This is a genomic window from Pseudoalteromonas sp. S4492, assembly GCF_005886115.1.
GTDB classification, from domain to species: Bacteria; Pseudomonadota; Gammaproteobacteria; order Enterobacterales; family Alteromonadaceae; genus Pseudoalteromonas; species Pseudoalteromonas gelatinilytica.
Window position 1 is genome coordinate 1 of sequence record NZ_PNCP01000315.1, and the last position, 466, is coordinate 466.

General features: G+C 44.0%; 2 protein-coding genes. Both read right to left on the reverse strand.

The window, feature by feature from the left end:
- A partial coding sequence (locus tag CWC28_RS21695; protein WP_171038372.1) for a transposase occupies positions 1-180 on the reverse strand: 180 nt, incomplete at its 3' end.
- Positions 181-277: 97 nt separating this feature from the next.
- Positions 278-466: hypothetical protein (locus tag CWC28_RS22425; RefSeq protein ID WP_212746834.1), on the reverse strand; the 189-nt coding region annotated here is incomplete at its 5' end.

A 466-nucleotide genomic window follows, 5' to 3' on the forward strand; every position in this document is an offset into this window, starting at 1 on the left:
ACCTCGCATCAAGTGCCCTTCTACTATTTCGCACTCTTTTCGCTTGGCAAGTTCGTGGAATATTGTTCCTAGAAACCTTCTCAAGCTGCCATAAATGACCTTCTGTCTCTTTTTGGGAATAAACACTACGTAGTACTTACAATCCCATCGAGTCTGGGTCAGACTTTTGTAGTCTGGCATAAGTTAAACCTCTTGGTTCTTGGCGGAACCATCGAGGTTAGCTACCGAAGCCTCGGTATAACCTATGCAAGTCTCCCCGGCATAGCCGGGGGTTTACCTAATGATTAATTAGTGAAGAGCCAAAATGCCCCATCAACGCCATGACCCTTTCTTTGGTATCTTTGAATACCCTATTTTCCAAACTTGGGTTACAGCTTCTAACCTCTTTATTATTAGACAGACGACGTGCTTTTTCATGCAGCGCTATAACTTCCATAGGCTTGTGCGGCTCTTCAATAGATTTCAG